Here is a 21,308-nt window from a genome sequence, read left to right on the forward strand (position 1 = left end):
TTACTTGAGAAATCAAGTACAAAAATAGGATATCGCGGGATGGAGCAGTCTGGAAGCTCGTCGGGCTCATAACCCGAAGGTCGTAGGTTCAAATCCTACTCCCGCAATTTTATGCCTAGTTAGCTCAGTTGGTAGAGCAGAGGACTGAAAATCCTCGTGTCTCTGGTTCGATTCCGGAACTAGGCATATTTTACGGAGCATTAGCTCAGTCGGTAGAGCACTTGACTTTTAATCAAGTTGTCCGGGGTTCGAATCCCCGATGCTTCACTATGTGGAACCCTTTCGAGGGTTCTTTTTTTGTTCTGCATATCCCAAATTGGTCCACCGGACCAATTTTGATTATGTTTATCTTAAGGTTACGGCGAAAATCTTGCAAAAGAGCAGGAAATGTACTATGCTTTGAAAGAATAAAAAAGAACGGAGGAATCTGTTTATGGCACAAAAAAAGAAAAACAAAAGACGAAGACGCCAGTTTCAGCAGAAAGTGATTTTAAGTGTTCTGCTTGTTATCATTATCGGATTGATTGGCGTGCTTGGATATCAGATGCAGAAGAACGAGAAAAAACAGACGGATGGAAACGCAAGTGCATCCTCTTCGGTTTCGTCATCCTCTCTTGTTGGGGACAGTTCAGAGCCGATATCGGATTCCAGCCCGGAGGAGGAGATTACACCGACGTCTGAGCCGGTACAGCAGATTTCGTCAGATGGTCTGAACAGTCAGCATGCCCTGCTGGTGCGGGAAAGCGATCTGGCTGAGATGATGAATCTGGGCGGAGATGAGAGAATTTATCCGGCGTCGATGACAAAGATTATGACAGCGCTGCTTACCATTGAAAATCTTCCAGATCTGAACGAGACGATTACGGTTCCGGAGGACATCTTCGAGGAACTGACGGCACAGGATGCGTCGGTAGCGGGATTTAATCCGTACGAACAGCCGACGGTTCGTGATCTTCTCTATGGTGTGCTGCTGCCATCCGGCGCAGATGCCTGTGAGACATTGGCGAGAGCAGTCGGCGGATCGGAAGAAGGTTTTGTGGCCATGATGAACCAGAAAGCAGAAGAACTGGGACTTACCAATACGCATTTTGAGAACTGCACGGGACTGCATAACGACAACCATTATTCTACCTGCCGTGATATTGCGGTGCTGATGAGCGAGTGTCTGAAGAGTGATACGTTTCGCGAGATCGTGACGAGGGAGGTTTACACAACGGAAGCTACCGCATCACACCCGGAGGGAATTACGCTGTATGACACGATGCTCCACCGGTTTACCAGCTATGAGATGAGTACGACACTGGAGAACGGGGCAGTCATTGAAGGCGGAAAGACCGGATTTACCGATGAGGCGGGTCAGTGCCTGGTCAGCTTTGCAGAATATGGAGGAGAAGAGTACATACTTGTTACGGCAGAGGCCATGACGGATTCGGGATCTGCGGTGGACAGCATCGCGGATGCGAGTACGGTGTATGGAAGATTACAGTAAATACAGGTGAAAGTGAGAGCTGGAAATGGGAGAAAATTCCCGGTTCCGGCTCTTTTTTTGCGTGAAGCAAGTCGAGAAAATAAGGTGTGGATAACATTAGGGATGTTTTGCACGGAATGCGCAGAAAAGAATTATGTTTTCCACAAAAGAAGGAAGCGCAGGGGAAAAATTGTGGATAACGGAAAGGAAAAATCCAGTTTTTGTGTATAGATCGCGCCGGATGGGAAATACTGCTTACTGTAGAAAAGCAGGAGGAGAGCGAGAAATCGAAAAACGCCTCTGAAATGCTTAAAAAGATATCAGCAGAGGTGGTAAGAACATGAAAAGAGACAAGTTGAGAATCGGCGTGATCACAGCGGCACTGGCAATGATGATTGCAGGCGGAGTGCTGACCTGGCAGCAGGATGCGAGAAACGGTAAGGCAGATCAGGCGAAACAGGGAGAGACGGCACAGCTTACAGAGGACGAAAGCACCGGAACTACAGAACAGCAGACGGAGGAGACGGCGGGAGATGCAGACGGAACGCGTGCCGTACAGGATCAGGCAGATGATGTGGAAAACAGTCTGGAACAGGTGCCGGAAATGGAAGCGGCGTGTGAAGAAGAGGCGGTGGGAAATCCAGAAGCAGATGCAGAGACGGCTCAGAATACACCGGAAGAATCAGATGGGAATACAGAAAGACAGGACGCGCAGGCGGTAAACGGAACAGCGGCGGATCAGAACGGAGAAACAGGATCAGGAGAAACAGCGGCGAATGAAGAAACGAGTGCAGCATCCGGAACTGTGGATTCTGCAGAAAATCAGGAAACGGCAGTTGAGACAGCAGGGGCTGCACAGGATCTGATGTTCAGCGAAGCGACAATCATGGAACTGCCGGTTACTGGAACAGTTCTGATTCCGTATAACATGGAAAATACCGTTTATTTCCCGACACTGGATCTTTACCAGTGCAATCCAGGCGTTGTTTTCTCGGCGGCAGAAGGAACTCCGGTTCTGGCGGCAGCGGACGGAGAAGTTGTGAGTGTGGAAAATGATGCAAGAACCGGCCTCACCGTCACCATGAATCTTGGAAATGGATACGAAGCCATCTACGGACAGCTCACAGACGTTTCCCTCGAGGCAGGCCAGAAAGTTCAGAAAGCAGCACGGATCGGAGCAGTTGCAGCACCGACGAAATATTATGTAAAAGAGGGAAGCAATCTTTTCTTTGAGATGAAAAAAGATGGAAAAGCCATTGATCCTATGGTATATCTCCCGGCAATTTCGGAATAAAAAAGAGGACCTGCACGAAATGGGATGCGGGAAAGTATTATAAAGTGTAGGATTCGCAATCGAATCTTTTTTACAGGTTTTGAATACAAAAAAGGCGGCGCAGACCGCGGATGGTAAAATACCGTTTTTCGATTGCTTTTTATAAAAAAGGCTGGCTGAAAACAGTCAGCTTTACATATAACAAACAGGATTGTTTTGATATAGAAAAAAGGCGGAATAAAAGGAAAGTAACCGGTTACAGAAAATGTGAAAGATTGTCATTTTAGGGGTTTCGTTTTTGGCTGTTATCGGTTAAAATAGACGTAGTGGACAGATCCTGAAAACAAGGAGGATTAGAAAAATATGGAGCTTTTATTTATGGACCCGGTGTTCAAAGAAGCAATCTGGGGTGGAACAAAGTTAAGAGACGTATTTGATTACGAAATTCCGAGCGATACAACCGGCGAGTGCTGGGCGATCAGCGGACATGCCAACGGAATGAGCCATGTGGCAGGCGGAAGATTTGATGGAAAAACATTAGGTGAGCTCTGGAAAGAGGAGCCGGAAATTTTCGGAAATTACCCGGGAAGCCAGGTTCCGCTGCTGATCAAGATCATTGATGCAAAAAATGATCTGAGCATCCAGGTTCATCCAGATGATGCTTATGCAGGAGAGCATGAGAATGGATCTCTTGGAAAGACCGAGTGCTGGTACGTGCTGGACTGCGAACCGGGTACAGAAATTGTTATCGGACACAATGCAAAAGACAAGGCAGAAGTGGAGAAAATGATCCGCAATCATGAGTGGAGCGATTTCATCCGCAAAGTGGCGGTACATAAGGGAGATTTCTTCCAGATCAATCCGGGATGCGTACATGCCATCAAAGGCGGCACACTGATTCTGGAGACACAGCAGAGCAGCGATATCACCTATCGTGTATACGATTATGACAGACTGCAGAACGGCAAACCGAGACAACTTCATGTAGAGCAGAGTATCGATGTTATCGAGGCTCCGTTTAAAACGGCAGATATCGATACCTTTACAGAGGAAATCCCGGGCGCGGTACATACCCATTTTGTAACATGCAAGTTCTACTCTGTAGATAAATACGACATCGACGGTGTATTCACCTTGGATGCGAAAAAATATTATACTAATGTAAGTGTAATCGCCGGAGAGGGTACTGTAAACGGTATTCCGGTTAAGAAAGGTACTCACTTTATTATACCGGCTAATTTTAATGGATGCAGATTTGAAGGAAAGCTTTCTGTAATCTGCTCAAATCCAGAAGCATAAGAGAGGAGAAAAACACAATGAGACTTGGAGCATTAGAAGCAGGCGGAACAAAGATGGTCTGCGCAATTGGAAACGCAAATGGAGAAATTTATGAGAGAATTTCTATCCCGACCGAGACACCGGAAATTACCGTTCCGAAAATGATTGAGTATTTCAAAGAGAAGGACATTCAGGCACTGGGAATCGGTTGCTTTGGACCGATCGACCTGAACAGAAAATCCGAAACATATGGTTACATTACCACAACTCCCAAATTAGCATGGAAGAACTACAACATCGTAGGCGCTTTCGCAGATGCACTGGACATCCCGGTTGGATTTGATACCGATGTAAACGGTTCTGCACTGGGTGAGGCTACCTGGGGAATCACAAAAGGTCTGGACAACAGCATTTACATCACCATCGGAACGGGCGTTGGAATGGGAATTATTTCCAATGGCAAGCTGTTGCACGGCATGCTTCATCCGGAAGGCGGACACGTTCTGCTGACCAGACATCCGAAAGATACTTACGGCGGAAAATGCCCGTATCACAGCAACTGCCTGGAAGGCCTTGCTGCAGGTCCTGCCATTGAAGCACGCTGGGGCAAAAAAGGTATTGAGCTGGCAGACAAAAAAGAGGTATGGGAGCTTGAGGCTTACTATATCGGACAGGCACTTGTAGACTGCATCATGCTGCTCTCCCCGCAGAGAATCGTTTTGGGCGGAGGCGTTATGCATCAGGAGCATATGATGCCGCTCGTAAGAGAAGAAGTAAAGAAACAGCTGAACGGATATCTTGTAACAAAAGAACTTGAGGATCTCGACAGCTACATTGTACTTCCAAGCCTGAACGACAACCAGGGTATCATGGGCGCATTGAAACTGGCGGTAGATGAGCTGGCAATGCAGTAAAAATAAAAATGAGAAAACCGTTCGGAGAAATCCGGACGGTTTTTTGCTTACAGGAAACTTCGTTGAATTTTCCTGCGAAGCAGGACTCTTTCTTATTTTTTTGATTGCGCCTAAAAGAACCGAGTGTTAAAGTTACATAGAATACAGATGAACAGAAGGAACGGAATTTGAAATGGAACAGGGGAATTTTACATATATTCTGGAATGCAGCGATGGATCTTTTTATACAGGCTGGACCAATAATTTGGAACGCAGAGTAAAGGCACACAATGCTGGAAAAGGAGCGAAATATACAAAGAGCCGCAAACCGGTAAAACTGGTGTATTTTGAAACCTTTTTAACAAAACAGGAGGCTATGCGGAGAGAATGGGAAATTAAGCAGCTTTCGCGGGTAGAAAAATGGAAGCTGATTCAAGCGAAGAAGCAATAAAAATACAAAAACAGACGGCTCAAACAGGCACAACGGTAGGTGCAGGCGAGTAGTCTGTTTTTTTGTGTCAAAGCAGGTCGAACGATTCCAGAAGAAAATAGATATTTTGACTTGAAAAATAATTTTATCCTGCTATAATAAAAGAAACAATGATAAGTAGTAATGAAAACTACATGAAGTAGTAATTGAAATACACAGCGTTTCTGACAGGAAAGGAGTGAGTAGAATGAAGTATATCAGAAAAAATGGAATCAAGGATCCTGGCAGTGCGATTACACATGGGATTGCACTGATCCTGGCGGTGGTGGGAACGCTGCCATTGCTTTTGAAGGCGGCGCGGGAGCCGGATCATCTGCATGTGGTTGCGATGGCGGTGTTTATGCTGAGTATGATTTTGCTGTATCTGGCGAGCACCGTGTATCACACGTTTGATGTAAATGGGAAGGTAAACCGTCGACTGAAAAAGTTTGATCATATGATGATTTCAGTGCTGATTGCGGGAAGCTACACACCGATCTGCCTGATTGCACTGCATGGACGGACGGGAATTGTACTTTGTGCATTGGTGTGGGCAGCAGCAATTGGCGGAATTCTTGTCAAGGCATTCTGGATCAATTGTCCGAAGTGGTTTTCCTCAGTGTTGTATATCGCAATGGGATGGCTGTGTGTACTGGCATTTCATCCGCTGTTTCTGGCTCTTTCATGGCCGGCATTTGGATGGTTGCTGGCGGGCGGCATCATTTATACGGTCGGCGGGGTGATTTACTCCTTAAAAATGCCGATGTTTAATGCGAAGCATAAAAAGTTCGGAACACATGAAATTTTCCATCTGTTTGTGATGGGTGGCAGCTTCTGTCATTTTATTGTGATGTATTATTTTGTGGCGGCGATGCCGGTATAAAAACTTGTTTGAAGATAAAACAGTAATGCAAAAATAAAATACTGCGGAACGTATTTTCGTTATACCCGGGTATTAACATTTATTTGGGAAAACTTTACGCTCCGCAGTACTATTTTTGCATTATTTTTTCTTTTGACGGTATTCACTCGGAGAAATTCCGTAGACTTTTTTGAATACCTGTGTAAAATAAGAAAAATTCGTGTAGCCGATATTCGTTGCAATTACACTGACCGGGAGATTGGTTCCCTCAAGCAGGGAAATCGCAATTTTCAGTTTTTCCTGCACGATATAGTCAGAAAGTGAAATTCCTTTTACCTTTTTGAAAAGCCGGGAGAGGTATTCCGGGTTCATGTATACCTGATGTGCGATTTCGGTGCGGGTAACATTCTGGTGAATATTTTTCTGAATAAAATTTACCACCTGGTCGATCTGTGAAACACCTGGTTCTGCGCTAATTTGAAGGCTTTTTAGATAATCAACGGAAAAATCAAGCAGTTTATGCATCTCTTCTATGGAATGACAGGAGTTGTTCAGGGCGTGAATATCGTATTCTTTTTCAAAAACACCGTGTGCATCGATGTGGTGATGGTTCAGAATCTGATAGAAGATCTGAAGAAAATCCTGTAAAAAGAGACTGAGCATTTTCTGGTTTACATGGCCGGATTCTTTTTGGCGGAGCAGATAATCATGCATGTCTGCACGGACGGCATCGTAATAACCAGAGGAGAGCATGAAATTCCAGTGGACAAAATCCGGAGGGGTGTAGGGAACCTGGGAAATGCTGGATTTCTGATAAAAAATACCGCTATAGTTTGCCACATTTTCACTGCGCTGTTCCAAAAGCTGCTGTATTTTATCTGGTAGCAGAAGAAAATTTGCAGAATGAGCACAGTAGCATGCTATTTTAAAGTGGAGATACTGTGAAGCGGCTTCCACAAAAGTATGCAAATAAATTTGCACCTGATCTTTTGTAAAATTATCGGTTTCGTATAAAATAAGGGCAAAAACCTGTTCGTGGACATGGCAGAAAAGCAGTTTTTTAGTGAACGGCTTAAACAGCTCGGAAACGACATTCTGCAGGATAGAGCGGAGGAGAGAAAGGTCACGAACTGGATGTGGCGTGTCCTGTTCGAGAATATCAATCAAAGTCAGAACACAGGAACGGCCGGGATCGAGTTTTATGGAGATCGTGTCCAGAAAACTCAGAATATTCTGCGGTTCTGCAGGCTGTTTCTGCAAAAATTCATTTAAAAGCACATCAAGAAGATCCATTTCGCGTTTGCTGAAATAGTTTCCATATTCACTGTAAAATTTTTCCTTTCTTTCCTTTTGAATTTGCAGGACTGCTTTCTGAATGGAAACCTCAATTGCACTGTAGGGAGCGGGCTGAATCAGATAATCGAATCCGCCGAGTTGCAGTGCTTTTTGTGCATAGGAAAAATCTTCATGTGAGGTGAGAAAAATACATTTGATTTCTGGAAAATGCTCCGCAACCCATTCATAAAGTTCAAGACCGCTGCCGAGCGGCATTTCGATATCGCAGAGCATGATATCCACGGAATTGTTTGAAAGAATTTCACGCGCACGGATAATGTCGTTAGCACAGAAAACCTGTCGGATGGAAAGCGCATCCCAGTTGATGCCGGAATGAATACCGGCGACAACATCGGGTTGGTCATCAATAATCAATACATTCATTCGGGATTCCTCCTCTTTCTAGGATAATGAAAACAAATTTTCGTTTGAGAGTAAGCTACTTTTAGTTTCTGAACTGGTATTTGGTTCTTCCTGGATGGGCAGGATAATTTCTGTCAGGGCGCCGGAGGAATTGTTCATACAGATCAGTCCGGCCTGATCACCGTAAAGTAAGGTAAGTCGTTGACGGAGATTGTGTATACCGATGTGCTGTCCGGTTACTGCATCTTCTGTATGTTGCAGAAAGGACTGCAGAAATTCGTCCGGAAATCCGGTTCCGTTATCCTGAATACTGATATTTAAATAATTTCCTTCTTCAGTCTCTGTCAGCTGTACGGAAATGTGTACATTGAGCGGCTGGCTGGAGATTCGCCCATGCTTAAAAGAATTTTCGACGAATGTCTGAATGCAGAGCATGGGAACCGGAAACTTTGAAACAGCGGGATCGGCAGAAATGGTCAGCTCAGAAGAATCTCTTGTGTTTAGCTTCTGAAGTTTATAATAATTCTGTACCTGATTCAGTTCCGTCTGCAGTGGCACAAGACTGCTGTTGTCGCGGAAGGTATAGCGGATATACTGGGAAACATATAAAATCATTTGCTGTGCATCGTTTCCTTTATTCTGTTGAATCATACCGTAAAGAGTTTTCAGGCAGTTCAGATAAAAATGAGGCTTCAACTGAATTTGAAAATATTGCAGCTGAGATTTTTGAATGATCAGCTTATTTTCATAAGTGCGGATTTTCAGATTGTGAATTTCATCCATCATTCGGTTAAAAGTGGAATTAAAGACGGAAAATTCACGGATAAACTGTGTTTCCTGCAGTTTTGAGTTCAATTTACCGTTTCGAATATTCTCCATGGTAGCGATTGCATCTCTTAATGGAGAAAAGTAAATTTTGATGGCCAAAAAACACATGAACGGAATCAAAAGCAGTGCCAGCACAGAGGCAATGATGGCAAACATCTGTGTCGCATTTAAATAAAACTGGCTTCCCTGGTAAGGGGAAAGGTAAAGCATGGTAATATCAGCATATTTTAAGCGATCCTGTACAACAAAAAAGTTTTCTTTTTGTCCTTTTTTGATGTGGTTATTGTCTTCAGGCGAAAAGGTCAGTTTATTTTCTGTAATGGTTTTAGAAGGATTTAATACGGTTCCGTCGTTGGAAAGATAGACGAGTGAACTAGTTTTATGCGTCTGTGTGGCGAGGCGAGATGGAGCCATGACCAGATCAAAATCTACGAGAGAAACACTGTAGGCATTGGAAAAACCGATAAGGCGAACCAAAAAGTATTTATCACCGACTTTATCGTAAAACCAGGATTTGGGAGTTGATTCAAAATCAAGGGATTTTACGTAATTCTGCATTGTTATTAATTCTTTATAGGAATAGCAGTCCTGATAGGCACAGCGGCAGACATCATTGGGAGCAGAATAAATATAGACAGCACCGAGACATTCTGTCAGAGCAAGCTGTTCCCGTGCTTTATTCACAATGGAGAGTGTATTTAAATGAACATCGAGCGGATCAAGTTTATATTTTAGTTTCTGATAATTCCAGTTCGTAGCCCAGTTCTGTGCCATTGAGGTTTCTATCTGGGAAAGATCTGCTTCTAACTGTTCCTGATAGAGAAACAGAGCATTTCGATTTGCAGAAGCGATTTCGCGGTTCAGCAGGCGAAGCGAGTAGAAATCAAAAAATATCGTCAGAAATGTAAGCGGAATAAGCATGATAAGGCTTATAAGGGTGAAAAAAATTTTTGATGAGATGTAAAAATTTTTACGAGATAACATAAGAACCTCCCAAAATATAACAATATAAGAAAAATCGTGTGAGCGTTCCAACTGTTGGAACATGCCATTTATTCTAATATAGATGTCGTGTGTTTTCAAGAAATAAGTATACAGATTCGTTAAAATAACGAAAGTTACAGTGGTATGTCACAATATATAAAGAGAAAGTCACAGATTTTATAGAGAAAGAGATACTTCTTTGATAGGATATAGCTATTCGTAAAACAAAGAAAAGAACAAAGGAGAGAAATGTAATGAATAAGAAAAAAGCAATGGCATTTTTACTTGTTTCTGTTATGGCGGGAAGTATGCTGGCAGGTTGCGGAAGCGATGCAAGCTCTGCACAGGGTTCATCTTCTAAGAGCGCAGAAAGTAGCAATAATGACAGCTATACAGTAAAAATTCTGGCACCTGGTGATGCAAGTACAGATGACTGCGCAAAAATTTCTGAAGCAGCGAGCAAAATCACAGAGGAAAAATTTAATACAAAAATTGAAGTAACAAGAGTTGGCTTTGGAAGCTATGATCAGCAGGTAAACCTGACATTGGCATCTTCTGAAAAATTGGATCTGATGTATGAGTACTGTGGAAATGTAACATCTGCAATCAGCAGCGGACAGATCCTTCCGATTACGGATTATCTGGACAGCTATGGCAGCGATATGAAATCTGAAATCAGTGAATCCGACTGGAAATGTGTAACCTTTAACGGCAATATTTATGGTGTTCCGTCCAATAAAGAGAAAGCAACGGGATGGGGATTTGCTATGAATAAAGAGATGGCAGATGCAACCGGAATTGACTATAGTTCTATTAAAACAGAAGAGGAGTTGGAGCCGCTCCTTGAAAAAGTAAAAGAAATGTATCCAGATGTATATCCCATTGTTTCTCATGTGGGTTCCATGAGCCTTATGACAAACCCAGATGACCTTGGTGGAGATATCGGATCTTTAGAGAGTGTATCTTCTGACAGCACAGAAGTTATTAATTACTACGCAACAGATAAATATATGAACGAAATGAAACTTCGCTATGACTGGGCGCAGAAAGGTCTGATCATGCCGGATGCTTCCACTTCTACTGAAATGGCAAATAGTCTGATTGGTTCTGGTAAAGGTTTTGGACGTTTTACAAATACAAAACCAGGTATCGAGCAGGAGATCGAAAAAGAGTCCGGAAAAGAAATCGTTGTTTTGAATCTGGTAGAACCATATACTACCACAACACGTGTTGACATTGTATGGTATGTTCCGCATAACAGTGATAAACCGGAAAGAGCTGTACAGGTATTAAACGAGATCTACACAAACCCGGATCTGGCAAATATTCTTATCAATGGTCTGGAAGGAACTCATTATGAGTTTACAGACAAAGACAACGGTGTCATCAACTACCCAGACGGTGTAACAGCAAGTAACACAGGTTATACCAGTCTTCCATGGGCTTGGCCGAATGAGGCAATTTCCTATGTATGGGAAGGAAATGATCCGGATATCTGGGATCAGACCCAGGAGTTCAACAACAATGCGGTTGTTTCTCCGGCCAAAGGTTTTGCATGGGACAACACAAATGTACAGAACGAAGTAACTGCATGCGCAAACGTAACTGCCAAATATGGTCCTGCACTGCAGTGCGGTTCCTTGGATCCAGAAACTACCATTCCGAAATTCCTGGATGAGTTGAAAGCAGCAGGAGCAGATACCATCATCGCTGAGAAGCAGAGACAGTTAGATGATTGGCTGGAAGCCAACAAATAATGGAGGCTGGGAAGATGAAAAGAAATTGGGGTAAAATTCGCAGATTTATTCCCATGTATCTGATGCTGCTTCCGGGGCTTGTATACTTATTTATCAATAACTATATGCCTATGGCTGGAATTATCATTGCATTCAAGAAATATAATTACAGTCTGGGAATCTTCAAAAGCCCGTTTACAGGTCTTAAAAACTTTGAGTTTTTGTTTAAGACAAAAGATGCTTGGACAATTACAAGAAATACACTGGGATATAACATTATTTTTATCGTGCTTGGAACAGTCCTTGCAATTGCAGTAGCAATTCTGCTGAATGAGATCCGTTCCACGATGGGAAAGAAAGTATACCAGACCCTAATTCTGGTACCGTTTCTGATTTCTATCGTCGTTGTCAGCTATTTGGTATATGGATTCCTGAGTACAGATGCGGGATTTATTAACAACAGTATTCTGAAACCGATGGGAAAAGAGGCAATTGGATGGTATTCCAATGCGAAATATTGGCCATTCATTTTGATTTTTGTCAATATATGGAAAAACCTGGGATATAACTGCATTATCTATTATGCAACGGTAGTAGGATTGGATGCCAGTCTTTACGAGTCTGCATCTATCGACGGTGCAAACCGCTGGCAGAGAATTGTACATATCACACTACCGGGATTGAAAACAACCATTATCACCTTGACGCTGATGAGTGTAGGACGTATTTTCTATTCAGATTTCGGACTGTTCTATCAGGTACCAATGAACAGCGGACCGTTGATCGATGTGACTAACACCATCGATACTTACGTATATCGTGGATTGATGGAGCTGAATAACATTGGTATGGCATCTGCCGCAGGTCTTTATCAATCACTGGTAGGATTTGCACTGGTACTGATTGCAAACCTGATTGTTCGAAGACTGGACGAAAACAGTGCATTATTCTAAGCGAAGGGAGAGTATGAAAAATGGTTGAAAGAAATAAAAGCTTTCAGATTGCAGCTAATGTGATTATGATCTTACTGTCCGTTATGTGTATCGTCCCGTTTATTCTGCTGATTATGTCATCAATCACCAAAGAGAACATTCTATTAAAATATGGATATTCTTTCTGGCCGCGTGAAATCAGTTTTGATGCATACAAAACACTGCTGGTAGATTCAGGCAGTATTGTAAGAGGTTATATCATTTCCGCACTGGTAACGGTAGTCGGAACCGTGGCAAACCTGACTCTGACAACATTGTTTGCCTATCCACTGTCAAGAAAAGAGCTTCCGGGAAAAGCATTTTTCTCCTTTGTGATTTTCTTTACGATGTTGTTCAACGGTGGCTTGGTACCGTCCTATATGATGTGGACTGGAATCTTTCATATTAAAAATACCATCTGGGCACTGATTGTTCCAAATCTTCTGATGGGAGCTTTCTATGTCATCATGATGAGAACGTATTTCACCACCAACATTCCTGATGCGGTCATCGAGGCTGCAAGAATTGACGGAGCAGGTGAGTGGAGAATTCTGGCAAAAATTGTTCTTCCGATGTCTACGCCGATTATTGCTACACTGGCACTTCTGGTCGGCCTCGGATACTGGAATGACTGGTTGAATGGTCTGTACTATATCAACAACGATAAACTGTACAGTATTCAGGTTCTGCTGAATAAGATGCTTCTGGATGTGCAGTATCTAATGAGCGGTGCTTCAGGAGGAGCATTGACACAAAGCATTACACTTCCGGCAACTGGTATCAAAATGGCCGTTGCAGTTATGGGAGCACTTCCAATTCTGGTTGTGTATCCATTCTTCCAGAAATACTTTGTGAAAGGTATTGTGATTGGAGCTGTAAAGGGCTAATAGAATTCTTATAATAGAAAGCAGACTTTCCAGATACACGCAGGAATGCGTGAGAATGGAAAGTCTGTTTTTTTGATGCAGCTTTAGTTCAGCTTAATATTTTTAAACAGCGATCCCAGTGTCGTTGTCACTTCCTCTGTCTCCGGGAGTTCGATGGTTTCTTCCTGAATTTCTTCGGCGGCAACGTCGTCGAGTGCCTTCATGGAGAGACTGAGTTTGCCGTCTTTGATGGCAATGACTTTTACTTTGACTTTATCGCCGACTGCCAGAACTGCAGACGGATGTTTGATGCGTTTGGCGCAAATCTGGGAGATGTGGACGAGGCCGGAGAGGCCGTTTCCGAGGTTGATAAATGCGCCGTATGGCTGCAGGCTTTCAACGGTTCCTTCGGTAACAAGGCCGACTTCTACGTTGGAGATTTTCTCTTTGCGCTCTTCGTCTGCTTTCTCGCGGAGAATTTCGCGGGCGGAGAGAATCAGACGGTCTTTTTCTTTGTCAAGGTCAAAAACCTGAACTTGAATGTCTTTGTTTAAATATTCGTTCAGATCTTCCACATAGTTCAGGGAAAGCTTGGATGCCGGGATAAAGCCGCGGATTCCTTCAACATAGGCAATCACGCCGGCATTTACAATGCCTTTTACTTTTACATCCAGTACGGTTTTCTCTTCTTTGTACTGTGCGAGTTTTTCCCATGCGAGGATATCGTTTGCCTCTGCGCGGGAGAGAAGAATGTTGCCGTGGCCGTCGTCTTTGCGGATCACGGTTGCGGTGATTTCGTCACCGACCTGAACAGCGTCTTTTAAGGAGAAGCCAGGCTCGTTGCTGAAGTCCTCGGCGCGGATGACGCCCTCTGCGTAGTATTTCAGATCGAGAATCACCTCTTTTTCATCTACGGAGATGACGGTTCCGGTGAGCATGTCGCCTTCCTCAATTTTTTTGAAGGAAGCTTCCAGCTCTGCGGAGAAGTCATCCATGGTTAATTGTTCTTCTGACATAATGAAACACCCCTTTTTCGTAAGAATAACAGGAAAACGAGAGGAAAATTGTGGATTTATGAAAAAATCGGGTTCAATTTTGCACGTTTTTCTATCTGCGTTTATCTTAACATAAAAGATTTTCTTTGACCAGATGAAAAAAGGATGGTAATATGTGTGTAGTCGTTACCAAAATTACTGAGACGCGCACTTGCTGCGCGGCTGCAGGAGAAAGTGATTCAGGTGGCCGCCCGGAACTTCGCGGAGCGAATTTGCATGTGCAGGGCGGCGGTTACTGGTCACGAAGTGAGCAGTAACTGTAGTCGTTACAAAAAAAGAAGTAAAACTACCGGGACGAACTTACTGTATACCACAAACATACAGAAGGGAGGAGTACTATTATGAAATCAAATTCAAGAGTTTATGTAATTGGACATAAAAATCCGGATACGGATTCCATTTGTTCGGCGATTGCCTATGCGGATATCAAGAACAGGACAGATAAAACCAAAACCTACATGGCGCGGCGTGCCGGTCAGATCAATGAGGAGACCGAGTATGTACTGAAGCGTTTTGGCGTGCGCGCACCGGGGTATCTGCCGAATGCGGGAACGCAGGTAAAGGAAATTGAAATCCATGAGGTGCCGAGCGTACCGGGCACGATTTCCGTGAAGAAAGCGTATTCCATGATGAAAAACAACAACGTGGTCACACTGCCGATTACTTCGCCGGACAATGATCTGCAGGGCGTGATTACGGTCAGTGATATCGCAGAATCCTATATGGATTCTTATGACAGCCATGTCATGTCACTGGCAAGGACGCAATACCGCAGTATCGCGGATACGTTGGATGGTTCGGTTATTGTCGGAAATGAACATGGTTATTTTATCCGCGGAAAAGTCGTTGTCGGCGCATTCCATCCGGATACGATGGAGAACTACATCGAAAAAGATGACCTTGTCATTCTCGGAAACCGTGCGGAGGACCAGCTCTGTGCAATCGAGATGGATGCAAGCTGCATTATCGTCGGACTTGGCGCAAAGGTGACGAAAACGATTCAGAAATTTGCAGAGGAAAAATGCTGTGTGATCATCAGCAGTCCGCATGACACGTATACGATTGCGCGTCTGATTAACCAGAGTATTCCGGTCAAATATCTGATGCGCAGAAGCAATCTGATCACGTTCAACACCGAAGATTTCCTCGATGATATCAAAGAAGTTATGAAAAATCAGAGACACCGCGATTTCCCGATTCTGAACAAGAAAGGAAAATATGTGGGAACGATTTCCCGTCGGAACCTGATCGGAAATGCAGGAAAGAAACTGATTCTCGTCGATCACAATGAGGAATCACAGGCGGTCGATAACGTCAAAGAGGCGGAGATTCTCGAGATCATCGACCATCATCGTCTGGGATCACTTGAGACGATGGCGCCGGTTATGTTCCGCAATGAGCCGGTGGGCTGCACGGGAACGATTATGTATGAAATTTATAAGGAAAAAGAGCTGGAGATCGCGCCGAACATCGCAGGACTGCTCTGCGCAGCCATCATTTCCGATACGCTGATGTTCCGGTCGCCGACGTGTACGTTTCTTGACAAAGCGGCAGCAGAGGCACTGGCGGACATTGCAGGCATCAGCATTCCGGAGTTTGCATCCGAAATGTTCCGTGCAGGAAGCAACCTGAAAGATAAATCACCGGAAGAAATTTTCTACCAGGATTTCAAAAAATTCATCATGGGCGATGTTACGTTTGGTGTCGGCCAGATTACATCCCTCGATGCGGGCGAACTGGAATCCATCAAGGAACAGCTTCTGCCGCAGATGGAAAGCGAGTGCGGAAAACACGGCATCGAGATGGTATTCTTTATGCTGACCAATATTATAGAAGAATCTACAGAGCTTCTGTATTATGGAAGCGGGGCAAAGGAAGTCATCGAAAAAGCTTTTGAAGATCTTCCGGTCAACGAGGTCAGCTGCGAGCTGAAGGGTGTTGTATCGAGAAAGAAACAGCTGATTCCGGCATTTATGATGGCGCTGCAGAATCAGTAAAAACAGAAAAAATAAAAAAGCGTGGTTCCGGGCCTGAAAACAGATCCGGGGCACGCTTTTTTCGGTCATAAAAGAGTGAAAAAGAGGAAAGGAAAGAAATAAGAATGGGAAAACAGACATGGAAAGCGGGAAATATGCTGTATCCGCTGCCGGCGGTCATGGTGTCGGTGCGCGGAAAGAACGGGGAGGACAACATCATCACCGTTGCCTGGGCCGGCACGGTGTGTACGAATCCTCCGATGGTATCGATCTCGGTGCGGCCGGAACGCTACAGCTATCAGATGATCAAAGAGAGCGGTGCGTTCGTCATCAACCTGACGACGGAGGACCTCTGCTATGCGACCGACTACTGCGGCGTGCGCTCGGGAAGAGATGTGGATAAGTTCAAAGAGATGAAACTGACGAAAGTCGAGGCGGAGGAGATTTCCGCACCGATGATCGGGGAGTCGCCGGTTAATATCGAGTGTAAAGTGGAGCAGGTGCTCGAACTGGGCTCGCATCACATGTTTCTTGCAAAAGTTGTGGCTGTCCATGCGGATGAGGCATACATGGATGAGCGCGGCCGCTTCGATCTGAACCGCGCGAAACCGATTGTGTATTCCCACGGAGAGTACTTTGGAATCGGGAAAAAGCAGGGAACCTTTGGCTGGAGCGTGAAGAAAAAATCGAAAACACCTAATATAAAAACAAAAAACCGCAGCTAATCTTTATTTTCTAAAGAATCAGCACGCGAAATTTTATAGTACTTTCGGTAAAAATATACAAAATCGACAAAAATACTGGGTAAATATTAGAAAACGCTACAAAATCATGATTTATTAGGAATTTTTTGCGTGAAATATTGCAAAAACCGGATATTTTATGCTATAATATCAACCAATCGTTGACCTTATAAAATTAAGTGTTCCGGAGGACGGGAGAATCCACCGGAGACGCGAGAGAGTGCGGAAATGATTTTCTCCACGCTTTAAGGCTGATGAGAACCGCAGATGGATCTTTTAAAGAAATCTTTCTGCACTACATTAAGGGAGAAATTTCAAGGAGGAAACGAACATGTCATACGTAGATGAGGTTATTGAGTCCGTAGTTGCAAAAAACCCAGCTGAGCCGGAATTCCATCAGGCAGTCAAAGAGGTTCTGGAATCTCTTCGCCCTGTTATTGAAGCAAACGAGGAAAAATACAGAAAAGTCGCTCTTCTGGAGAGAATGGTAGAGCCAGAGCGTCAGATCAAATTCCGTGTGCCGTGGGTAGACGATAAAGGACAGGCTCATGTAAACACCGGATATCGTGTACAGTTTAACAGTGCAATCGGACCTTACAAAGGAGGAATCCGTCTGCATCCTTCTGTAAATATTGGTATTATCAAATTCCTGGGATTCGAGCAGGTATTCAAAAACTCACTGACCAGCCTTCCGATCGGCGGAGGTAAAGGTGGTTCTGACTTCGATCCGAAAGGAAAATCTGACAGAGAGATCATGGCATTCTGCCAGAGCTTTATGACAGAGCTTTGCAAATATATCGGCGCAGACACCGACGTACCGGCTGGTGACATCGGAACAGGCGCAAGAGAGATCGGCTTCATGTTCGGACAGTACAAGAGAATCCGCGGCGTATACGAAGGCGTTCTGACTGGTAAAGGTTTAAGCTACGGCGGATCTTTAGCAAGAACAGAGGCTACCGGATACGGACTGCTGTACCTGACCCAGGAGCTGCTGAAACTGAACGGCATCGACATCGCAGGCAAGACCGCTTGTGTATCCGGTTCCGGAAACGTTGCAATCTATGCAATCGAGAAAGCTACTCAGCTTGGTGTGAAAGTTCTCACCTGCTCTGACTCCAACGGATGGGTTTACGATCCAGACGGAATCGATGTAGCTGCATTAAAAGAGATCAAAGAAGTAAATCGTGCCCGTCTGACCGAGTACAAGAAATATCGTCCAAACTCTGAGTACCACGAAGGACGCGGCGTATGGGTTGTAAAAGCAGACCTTGCTCTTCCTTGCGCAACTCAGAACGAGCTGCTGCTTGAGGATGCAAAAGCACTTGTTGAGAACGGATGCACTGCAGTATGCGAGGGCGCTAACATGCCTACTACTCTGGAAGCAACCAAATATCTGCAGGAGCACGGCGTAATCTTCGCACCTGGAAAAGCTGCAAATGCAGGTGGTGTTGCAACATCCGCACTCGAGATGTCCCAGAACTCTGAGCGTCTGTCCTGGACCTTCGATGAAGTTGATGCAAAACTGAAAAATATCATGATCAACATCACACACAACATGGTTGATGCTGCAAAACGTTACGGCCATGAGGGCGACTATGTTATGGGCGCTAACATCGCAGGCTTTGAGAAAGTAGCTGACGCTATGATGGCTCAGGGAATCTGCTAATCTAATTTTGAGAAATCCAAAGGGATCTCCGGTTAAGAACGGGGGTCCCTTTTTGCATAAAAGATAGAAGAAACACAGAAAAATAACGAAAATTACAGTGTACAAAAAACATTACATTTTGCAACGAGACTAGACAGAAGAAATAGACTTTCACGCGGTACCGTGTGAATAAAACGACAGAATATGCGAGTAAGTTGTATTATTATGCATAAATGCAATATACAGGTAAGATAAAAACGTAAGAAAAACGTAAGAAAAAAGATGTTTTATGTTCAGAAATAGAGCGTATAGTAAACAAAAATAATGCAAAAATAATGAAAAGCAGAAGTTGACAAGAGCTTGCGCGAGAAATATAATTATTTATGTATTGATAAAGAACTTGTTTGCATTAATATGTAATGAATTTGCATACAGGGAAGAGGAAGAGAAGATGACATTAAAAGATTGCTACATGCAGATGGGAGCAGATTACGAGGAAACCGTTCAGCGGCTTCGCAGTGAATCTCTGATTCAGCGGATCATTTTAAAATTTCCTCAGGATCCGAGCTATCAGGAGCTTTGCCAGGCACTGGCGGACGGAAATATTGAGGTTGCATTCCGTGCAGCTCATACATTAAAAGGCGTGTGCCAGAATCTTGGCTTTAACAATCTGTACGAGCCAAGCGCCGAGCTGACCGAGCGGTTAAGACCGCTGCAGGAGACCGAGACGGATGATCTGATGCAGAAGGTGACGGAAGAATATAACCGCACCGTAAAAGCGATTGAGGATTTCCAAAACGCTTAAATTGAAGGAAGAAAACAAGGAGACATTGATCTGTGAGATGAGGAACACAGACCGGTGTCTCCTTTTTTATGGAATTCTGTACAAGATGCGGGTTGACGGGAAAAAAGAAACATGATAATCTTTTTACATAAAAGCACAGCTTATGAAGAAGAATTGCTTAAAAAGAAAAACTTATAAGTATCTATAAGAAAAAACAAGGACGCTTTGCCGGAAAAATTCCGGCTGTGCAGGGCATATTCCATACCGAAAGGCAAGGCAGCCCAAATCTACAAAAGCAGGAGAAAAGCAATGAAAAAAGAAAAAAGTTCAGCTATGGGAACCCCGTACACCTTTGAAGGACGGATTCCGCTGAAGCAGGCGATTCCGCTTGGATTGCAGCACGTAATGGCGATGTTCGTAGGAAACCTCACCCCGCTTCTGATCATCATGGGAGCGTGCGGTCTGACGGCGGATGCGGGCTACGGTGCACTTCGTACGGCTCTTTTGCAGAATGCAATGACAGTAGCCGGTATTGTAACACTGGTACAGATGTTTTCGATTGGACCGATCGGCGGTAAAGTACCGATTGTTATGGGTACATCTTCTGGATTCCTCGGCGTATTCAAGAGCGTGACAGCCGTGCTGGGACAGGGCGCGCTGACGTACGGCGCTATCCTTGGTGCGACAATTGTCGGCGGTCTGTTTGAGGGCGTGCTTGGCGTCTGTTTAAAGCCGCTTCGTAAATTTTTCCCGTCGGTTGTTACCGGCTGTGTCGTTATGGCGATCGGTCTTTCGCTGATTCCGGTTGGAATCAATTATCTCTGCGGCGGTTCCGGAACGAACGATTACGGTTCCATACAGAACCTGTTCCTTGGCATGGTCGTTCTGATTGTAACGCTGGCACTGAAGCACTTTACAAATCCGAAGGGAATCTTAAGCACGGCTTCAATTCTGATCGGTATTTTAGTCGGCTACGTGGTAGCTATTATTATGACCATGGTTCTGCCGCATACCGGAACGGCGGTTCTTGAGGATGGAAGCACTGTTTCCTATACATATTCCTGGGTTGTCAATTTCCAGCAGGTAAAAGATGCGTCCTGGTTCGCACTCCCTGGTATTGCAGGCTTTGGAAAACTGGCTGAGGTAAAACCAGTCTTCCGTGTGGAGGCAATTCTCCCGGTAGCGATCATGTTTATTGTAACAACCGTTGAGACGGTCGGCGATATCTGCGCCTGCGTAGAGAGCGGTATGGACCGCGAGGCAACCGATTCTGAGCTTTCCGGCGGTATCATCTGCGACGGTCTTGGATCCAGCTTTGCAGCAGCACTCGGCGTTCTCCCGAATACTTCTTTTGCACAGAACGTCGGCATTATTTCGATGACAAAAATCGTAAACCGTATGGCACTTTCCTGCGGAGCCATTTTCCTGATCCTCTGCGGACTCTGCCCGAAGATTGCAGCATTTGTATCCATTATGCCGCAGTCCGTACTCGGCGGTGCAGCCGTTATGATGTTTGCGTCAATTCTGGTTTCCGGTATCCAGCTCATCACAAAAGAGCCGATTACGAGCCGTGAGATCACGATCGTTTCTGTTGCACTGGGTCTTGGCTACGGCCTTGGTTCCACAGCGGGAGCAACTTCTGAGCTTCCTTATTATATCCAGCTGATTTTCGGCGGCTCCGGTATTGTTCCGGCAGCTGTTGCGGCGATTGTACTGAATATTATTATTCCAAAAGAGAAGAAAAAAGCAGAATAAAGAACAAAAAAAGAAAAAGAACCT

Annotated in this window: 17 protein-coding genes and 3 tRNA genes; 17 read left to right on the forward strand and 3 right to left on the reverse strand. The window is 44.4% G+C overall.

Annotated features, from left to right (window positions below):
- Positions 1-33: 33 nt before the first annotated feature.
- The 9 genes from DWY63_RS07610 to trhA all read left to right on the forward strand — a co-directional run bounded on the left by DWY63_RS07610 (position 34) and on the right by trhA (position 6,264).
- Positions 34-107: transfer RNA gene (locus DWY63_RS07610), tRNA-Met, on the forward strand.
- A 6-nt stretch (positions 108-113) separates the two neighbouring features.
- Positions 114-186, forward strand: a tRNA-Phe gene (locus tag DWY63_RS07615).
- 8 nt (positions 187-194) lie between these two features.
- Positions 195-267 (forward strand) — tRNA-Lys (locus DWY63_RS07620).
- A 166-nt stretch (positions 268-433) separates the two neighbouring features.
- Positions 434-1,489 carry a D-alanyl-D-alanine carboxypeptidase family protein gene (locus tag DWY63_RS07625; RefSeq protein WP_117801775.1) on the forward strand — a complete coding sequence of 352 codons (1,056 nt, stop codon included), beginning with the start codon at positions 434-436 and terminating at the stop codon, positions 1,487-1,489.
- A gap of 319 nt (positions 1,490-1,808) precedes the next feature.
- Entirely contained in the window at positions 1,809-2,762 is a 954-nt protein-coding gene (locus DWY63_RS07630; RefSeq protein ID WP_055220294.1) for a M23 family metallopeptidase, read from the forward strand.
- A gap of 342 nt (positions 2,763-3,104) precedes the next feature.
- Positions 3,105-4,040 (forward strand): mannose-6-phosphate isomerase, class I, encoded by a 936-nt coding sequence (gene manA, locus DWY63_RS07635; protein ID WP_055220297.1) that lies wholly within the window; start codon positions 3,105-3,107, stop codon positions 4,038-4,040.
- 17 nt (positions 4,041-4,057) lie between these two features.
- Entirely contained in the window at positions 4,058-4,933 is an 876-nt protein-coding gene (locus DWY63_RS07640; protein ID WP_022461220.1) for an ROK family protein, read from the forward strand.
- Positions 4,934-5,105: 172 nt separating this feature from the next.
- Positions 5,106-5,363: a GIY-YIG nuclease family protein gene (locus DWY63_RS07645; protein WP_055220299.1), complete on the forward strand. Its 258-nt coding sequence runs from the start codon at positions 5,106-5,108 to the stop codon at positions 5,361-5,363.
- A 226-nt stretch (positions 5,364-5,589) separates the two neighbouring features.
- Positions 5,590-6,264, forward strand: coding sequence for a PAQR family membrane homeostasis protein TrhA (gene trhA, locus DWY63_RS07650; RefSeq protein ID WP_117801776.1), 675 nt, complete (start codon positions 5,590-5,592; stop codon positions 6,262-6,264).
- Between the two features lie 120 nt (positions 6,265-6,384).
- On the opposite strand, the gene DWY63_RS07655 is transcribed toward trhA, so the two are convergent.
- Together DWY63_RS07655 and DWY63_RS07660 are read right to left on the reverse strand one after the other, a co-directional pair.
- The gene (locus tag DWY63_RS07655; RefSeq protein WP_117801777.1) at positions 6,385-7,962 is read right to left on the reverse strand and encodes a response regulator; all 1,578 of its coding nucleotides are present in this window, start codon (positions 7,960-7,962) and stop codon (positions 6,385-6,387) included.
- An 18-nt stretch (positions 7,963-7,980) separates the two neighbouring features.
- Entirely contained in the window at positions 7,981-9,753 is a 1,773-nt protein-coding gene (locus tag DWY63_RS07660) for a sensor histidine kinase (RefSeq protein WP_158568338.1), read from the reverse strand.
- A gap of 254 nt (positions 9,754-10,007) precedes the next feature.
- Here DWY63_RS07660 and DWY63_RS07665 point away from each other — a divergent pair, with 254 nt between their 5' ends.
- The 3 genes from DWY63_RS07665 to DWY63_RS07675 are packed head-to-tail and all read left to right on the forward strand — an operon-like array spanning position 10,008 to position 13,347.
- Positions 10,008-11,510, forward strand: a complete 1,503-nt coding sequence (locus DWY63_RS07665; RefSeq protein ID WP_117801779.1) for an ABC transporter substrate-binding protein — start codon at positions 10,008-10,010, stop codon at positions 11,508-11,510.
- 14 nt (positions 11,511-11,524) lie between these two features.
- The gene (locus DWY63_RS07670; protein WP_117801895.1) at positions 11,525-12,442 is read left to right on the forward strand and encodes an ABC transporter permease; all 918 of its coding nucleotides are present in this window, start codon (positions 11,525-11,527) and stop codon (positions 12,440-12,442) included.
- Positions 12,443-12,462: 20 nt separating this feature from the next.
- Positions 12,463-13,347 (forward strand): carbohydrate ABC transporter permease, encoded by an 885-nt coding sequence (locus DWY63_RS07675; protein ID WP_117801780.1) that lies wholly within the window; start codon positions 12,463-12,465, stop codon positions 13,345-13,347.
- A gap of 83 nt (positions 13,348-13,430) precedes the next feature.
- Here the strand turns inward: DWY63_RS07675 and DWY63_RS07680 are convergent, their stop codons facing one another.
- Positions 13,431-14,342 (reverse strand): 30S ribosomal protein S1, encoded by a 912-nt coding sequence (locus DWY63_RS07680; protein WP_117801781.1) that lies wholly within the window; start codon positions 14,340-14,342, stop codon positions 13,431-13,433.
- 380 nt (positions 14,343-14,722) lie between these two features.
- Here DWY63_RS07680 and DWY63_RS07685 point away from each other — a divergent pair, with 380 nt between their 5' ends.
- The 5 genes from DWY63_RS07685 to DWY63_RS07705 all read left to right on the forward strand — a co-directional run bounded on the left by DWY63_RS07685 (position 14,723) and on the right by DWY63_RS07705 (position 21,284).
- Positions 14,723-16,378: a putative manganese-dependent inorganic diphosphatase gene (locus DWY63_RS07685; RefSeq protein ID WP_117762172.1), complete on the forward strand. Its 1,656-nt coding sequence runs from the start codon at positions 14,723-14,725 to the stop codon at positions 16,376-16,378.
- Between the two features lie 104 nt (positions 16,379-16,482).
- Positions 16,483-17,082 (forward strand): flavin reductase family protein, encoded by a 600-nt coding sequence (locus DWY63_RS07690; protein WP_117510675.1) that lies wholly within the window; start codon positions 16,483-16,485, stop codon positions 17,080-17,082.
- A gap of 349 nt (positions 17,083-17,431) precedes the next feature.
- Entirely contained in the window at positions 17,432-18,766 is a 1,335-nt protein-coding gene (gdhA, locus tag DWY63_RS07695; RefSeq protein WP_055220308.1) for an NADP-specific glutamate dehydrogenase, read from the forward strand.
- A gap of 430 nt (positions 18,767-19,196) precedes the next feature.
- Positions 19,197-19,550: an Hpt domain-containing protein gene (locus DWY63_RS07700; RefSeq protein WP_117801782.1), complete on the forward strand. Its 354-nt coding sequence runs from the start codon at positions 19,197-19,199 to the stop codon at positions 19,548-19,550.
- A 288-nt stretch (positions 19,551-19,838) separates the two neighbouring features.
- Positions 19,839-21,284: a uracil-xanthine permease family protein gene (locus tag DWY63_RS07705; RefSeq protein ID WP_117762173.1), complete on the forward strand. Its 1,446-nt coding sequence runs from the start codon at positions 19,839-19,841 to the stop codon at positions 21,282-21,284.
- The last annotated feature ends 24 nt before the right edge of the window (positions 21,285-21,308 follow it).

It is taken from the genome of Blautia sp. AF26-2 (assembly GCF_003460955.1).
Classification (GTDB): domain Bacteria; phylum Bacillota; class Clostridia; order Lachnospirales; family Lachnospiraceae; genus Fusicatenibacter; species Fusicatenibacter saccharivorans.